The organism is Bacillota bacterium, from assembly GCA_013314855.1.
Classification (GTDB): Bacteria; Bacillota; Clostridia; order Acetivibrionales; family DUMC01; genus Ch48.
Window position 1 is genome coordinate 1 of sequence record JABUEW010000198.1, and the last position, 4,738, is coordinate 4,738.

Below are 4,738 nucleotides of genomic sequence, written 5' to 3' on the forward strand. Positions count from 1 at the left end.
TCCAACCGTACCCCCCTAACCTGAAAATATTACCGCCAGAGCAGCTCCGGCCATCTCGTATATTTCCTTGGTGAAGGTGCTGATATCCCAACCACCTTGTTCCGTAGGATCTCATCATTGCGCATACTATGTCATCCTTGGGTACCGTTTTCCCTATTTCATAGTCTGCTAGGGACCGGACGCTCACGTTTAAACGTTCTGCTGCCTGTTCCTGCGTCAGGCCTGCAACTTTTCTGGCAGTCTGATATATGTTTCCGCACGTTCTCTGCATGGTTTTTCCCTCCTTTCGCCTTTATAATAAAACTAACCTGGACAGTAAACGCCTCACCCCTTATATATGCCGGGCCGTCGTAGCCGGGTGGCCCCTTTGTTCTTTTTCATATTGGGCATATGAACCTTGACAATTTTATTTAGCGACACATATTTAAACGAGGTCCCTTTAGGCTTGTCCTTCTGGTTGTGCATTTAAAAGGGCGCATTCGCCCTTCATCAGGCTGTTTCTTTTTCCCGCTCCAGGATCTCTTCCCAAATCTCCCATCCAGCTTGGTGAAACTCATTAATGATGCGGTCTATCTCTTCCAGGGACTTGGGAACTGGCGCTATTATATGAACTGTTGTGTTACCGGATTTATATGTCTCAGCGTATTGCATGCCCCTCTACCCCCTTAATAAAATGTATGAGTGCCGGATTTTGTCCCATACATCTAAGCTGATTTATCTTTAGTGTTACATGCAGTCAACGCTTCGGGGAAAAAAATATAATCTTTATAGTTAAGATTATTTTTCTCACAAAAAACCATAAGCGCTCCTAAAAATTTAGCGCCAGCTTTACTGTTTTCTTTTGTAAGAGTCCTGTGTACATGTGCTACATTCAAATTAAGTTCCCTTGCAAACGCATTATAATTGCCATTACAGTACTCCTCCATTAGTTCTAATACCTTACTTTTTATAATATCCAATAGTTTCACCTCCATGATGATTGAAAGTCTATAGATATAAAAAACGGACACAAGGGACTAGCCCTCATGCCCGCTGCCGCTGGCGTTCGTCGGGGCGGCTTTCTCGCATTCCCGGACCGCCACCCATTGACTGTATGTAATATTTACTATAGTTAATACTATCACTATCATTACATGCAGTCAATACTTTTTTTGAAATCCTATTAATATTGTTTTAAATTTATTGATTGTAGTTAATAATTAAACTAAAATCTTTTACAAGAGGTGTTTTTATGGACAAGTTTGATAAAAAGAAATTCGCTGAGCTTTTAGAAAAAGCTAAAGGTGATCGTTCGATTAATCAGTATGCGTTGCATAGTGGTATAAGTGCTGCACATATTTCTAGACTATTAAGGGAAATGATTGATACTCCACCTAACCCCGACACTATCCGAAAGTTAACTGAAAAAGCGTATAATAGAATTACTTATCATGAATTAATGGTAGCAGCAGGACATTTTGATACAAAAAACATTGAAATTATTGAAACTCCTAGCGAAAAAAAGGTCATAAGATATGGTAAAGATGGAATAATAGAAGCAATAGAATCATGGGATTCGAGTCTAAAGCTTGATGGTAACAATTGTACTCAGATGGTTAAAGAAGTCAGCACCGTTCATTATCAACCAGAAAGGCTCATACGAATTCCTGTTTTAGGTGTAATACGAGCGGGAGAACCTATATTGGCTGAACAAAATATTATTGGGTACGAATACGCTGAAAAAGATGAATTAAACGGAGGAGAATATTTTTATCTTAAAGTGAAAGGCGATTCTATGAACCGGAGCAGAATCCAAGAAGGAGATTTGGTTCTTGTGCGCCGACAGAGTGATGTCAATAGTGGAGAGATAGCGGTTGTTATGGTAAATAGTGAAGAAGCAACGCTAAAAAGAGTTATTAAGGCAAATGACATGCTTATTTTACAGCCCGATTCATATAATATTGAGTATAAGCCAATAGTTTTTTCTAAAAAACAGATAGAAACTAATGAAATAAGGATTTTAGGCAAAGTAATCCATGCGAAGATAAAATTTTGAGGAGGGTTTGATATGTCAACCATTTCGCAAAAGATTTTAGTCGCCATCATGATTATCGTATTGACCGTATTGATTACTGCCTGCAGTGGATATGAAACAGCGGTTGAAGAAGTACAGAAACTTGTGGATGATGGCAAGTATGATGAGGCTTTGACAGCGCTTGAGAAACTCAAAGAGACATATAAGGCCAATAAGGAACTGAACCAAAAAATAGATGAAGTTCGAAATCTAATAAGCATTAAAAAATCTGATGAAACGTATAACCAAGCTGTGAAATTTTTGGAGAACGGTGATTATGTTAGTGCATACAATGCGTTTATGAAAGTCATCAAAGATGATGTAAAAAACTATGCATCCGCCCAGGCAAAGATGAATGAAATAGCCGACGCAGCTTTTAGACAATTAGTAAATTATGCGAAGACGGACGCAGAAAAGAAAATGTTTGATGCAGCTGCAAAATGGGCTAGGGACGCATTAGCTATTAAACCTGATGAAAATATTGAAAAGCTACTTGCCAAATATGAGGAAGAAGCCGAGAAAGCCGAAGTTGCTGCAAAAAGACAGCGCGCCATAGAAACCATGCAGACATATGAAAGGGGTACTGGTGATATAGGTATCGCCTGCATCACTAAGAAAACAACCAGATTTAATACTGGCTTTACTACCTACACAGCAAATAAAGGATATATATTCCTGCATGTAGGTCTGTCGGCCAAGAATTATGGAAATGATACTGTTCATGTCAATCCTACATTTGTAACAATATCCACGCCAGATGGCAGTACTTATAATCCGCATACTGAGACAACTTATTCGATGAACAACTATTTTGATGCTATAGACCTGTCGGCTGGCGGAAGCAGTGATGGCTGGCTCATATTTTGTGTGCCAGTGGAAGACGAATACACGTTGCATTATAACGGTCTGTTTGATAAGGTGGATAAAAAAATTATAGTGATGGAATAGCAGCTCTGGCTGCTTTATTTTTGTACTCTAGGGAGGGCAAAGAATGGACAAGGTAGTAATGTACTTAAGAAAATCCAGAGCAGACGAAGAAGCAGAGAAACGCGGGGAGGGTGAAACTTTATCAAAACATAAAAAAATTTTGTTAAAGGTTGCAAAAGAAATGAATTTGAATATAGTCCGCATACGGAAGGAAATAGTATCCGGAGAGAGCATCATTCATCGACCGGAGATGCTGGAGCTCCTGAAAGAGGTCGAAAACGGTGTATATGATGCCGTCCTATGCATGGACCTGGATAGACTTGGCCGTGGCAATATGCAAGAGCAGGGGCTTATTCTGGAGACATTCAAGAAGTCAAACACAAAGATAATAACCCCAAGAAAGACCTATGACTTGCATGATGAATTCGATGAAGAATACAGCGAATTTGAAGCCTTCATGGCTAGAAAAGAGCTGAAAATCATAAACCGCAGGCTTCAGAGGGGCAGAATTCGCTCCATTGAAGATGGCAACTATATCAGTCCCAATCCACCATACGGCTATGAGATTTATGAGGATGCCAATTGCAGGACACTGGTCCCGCATCCGGAGCAGGCACTGGTGGTAAAAATGATATTTGATTTGTATGTCAACCAGAGCATGGGGGGCAATAAGATAGCAAACAAATTAAACGAACTTGGCTATAAAACCCAGACCGGCAGAAAGTGGCTCGGTCATTCAGTGATAAACATAATTAAAAATGAGGTATACACCGGTAAGGTTACCTGGAAAAAAACCAAAAGCATTAAATCCAGCAAAGAAGATCAGAACAAAGAAGTTGAGCGGCTTCCTAGGAACGAATGGATCGTAGCTAACGGGAAACATGAGGCTTTAATCTCTGAAGCATTATTCCGTAAAGCGCAGGATATATTGAAAGGGAAATATCATGTGCCGTATAATACCCGGGTTACCAATCCGCTTGCAGGTATCCTTAAATGCAAAGTTTGCGGCGGGAATATGGTATATAGGACATATCTAAAAAGTGAACCGCATGTGATGTGCTACGCTAATTGTGGAAATAAGAGCTCCAAATTCAAATATGTTGAACAACGCATCATAGAAAGTCTGAACTCGTGGCTGGAGGATTATAAAGCCCAATGGGAAGAGCGTAAACCAAACAAGAATGAAAATAAAAGAAACAATCCTTCTTTGGAGGCCTACAGAAAAGCACTTTCAAATCTAGAAAACGAGTTACAGGAACTGAGCAAACAGAAGGATAGACTTCATGACCTACTGGAACGCGGCATATATGATGTCGATACTTATTTAGAACGGTCACAAAATATTGCTCAAAGGATAGATGATACGGAAAAGGCAATAAAAAATGCTAAAGTTGAGATAGAAAATGAGAACCGGAAGATTTCAGCCAGAAAGGAAATAATACCTTATGTTGAGCGAGTGCTAGACCTATATTACAAAACCAGCAGTGCTGAAAAAAAGAACAAATTGCTTAAATCTGTCCTTGAAAAAGTGGAGTATGTAAAGCGTAAGGATGAGCGCAACGATGAGTTCACAATATTCCTGTACCCCCGTCTGCCGAAGGAGAACCCCTACCGATAACCCGGTAGGGGTAATTCGTTATCATCCTGCAGTATAGGGTTAGCCTTTATCCATTTTGTTTTATCATGTGGATTATCGTCCTTGTCCAGTTCACGAATCATAACAAAATACTGCTCGTCTTGTATTTCGCCATCCAGTAT

At 39.8% G+C, this 4,738-nt stretch carries 7 protein-coding genes; 3 read left to right on the forward strand and 4 right to left on the reverse strand.

Translation table 11 applies throughout. The features are described from left to right. From HPY74_19840 to HPY74_19850, 3 genes are all read right to left on the reverse strand, one after another. Nucleotides 1-271 (reverse strand): helix-turn-helix transcriptional regulator (locus HPY74_19840; GenBank protein NSW92860.1); only part of this gene is annotated, 271 nt, incomplete at its 3' end. A 218-nt stretch (nucleotides 272-489) separates the two neighbouring features. After that, nucleotides 490-651: a cell division protein FtsZ gene (locus HPY74_19845; GenBank protein NSW92861.1), complete on the reverse strand. Its 162-nt coding sequence runs from the start codon at nucleotides 649-651 to the stop codon at nucleotides 490-492. A gap of 53 nt (nucleotides 652-704) precedes the next feature. After that, nucleotides 705-926, reverse strand: coding sequence for an XRE family transcriptional regulator (locus HPY74_19850; GenBank protein NSW92862.1), 222 nt, complete (start codon nucleotides 924-926; stop codon nucleotides 705-707). Nucleotides 927-1,231: 305 nt separating this feature from the next. Between HPY74_19850 and HPY74_19855 the strand changes: the two genes are divergently transcribed. Genes HPY74_19855 through HPY74_19865 form a run of 3 tightly spaced genes read left to right on the forward strand, consistent with a single transcriptional unit; the run spans nucleotide 1,232 to nucleotide 4,598 of the window. Beyond that, nucleotides 1,232-2,035, forward strand: a complete 804-nt coding sequence (locus HPY74_19855; protein ID NSW92863.1) for a hypothetical protein — start codon at nucleotides 1,232-1,234, stop codon at nucleotides 2,033-2,035. Nucleotides 2,036-2,047: 12 nt separating this feature from the next. Continuing rightward, nucleotides 2,048-3,001: a DUF4352 domain-containing protein gene (locus HPY74_19860; protein NSW92864.1), complete on the forward strand. Its 954-nt coding sequence runs from the start codon at nucleotides 2,048-2,050 to the stop codon at nucleotides 2,999-3,001. 43 nt (nucleotides 3,002-3,044) lie between these two features. After that, nucleotides 3,045-4,598 (forward strand): recombinase family protein, encoded by a 1,554-nt coding sequence (locus tag HPY74_19865; GenBank protein NSW92865.1) that lies wholly within the window; start codon nucleotides 3,045-3,047, stop codon nucleotides 4,596-4,598. Here HPY74_19865 and HPY74_19870 read toward each other — a convergent pair. Beyond that, a partial coding sequence (locus tag HPY74_19870; GenBank protein NSW92866.1) for a hypothetical protein occupies nucleotides 4,589-4,738 on the reverse strand: 150 nt, incomplete at its 5' end. The genes HPY74_19865 and HPY74_19870 overlap by 10 nt on opposite strands.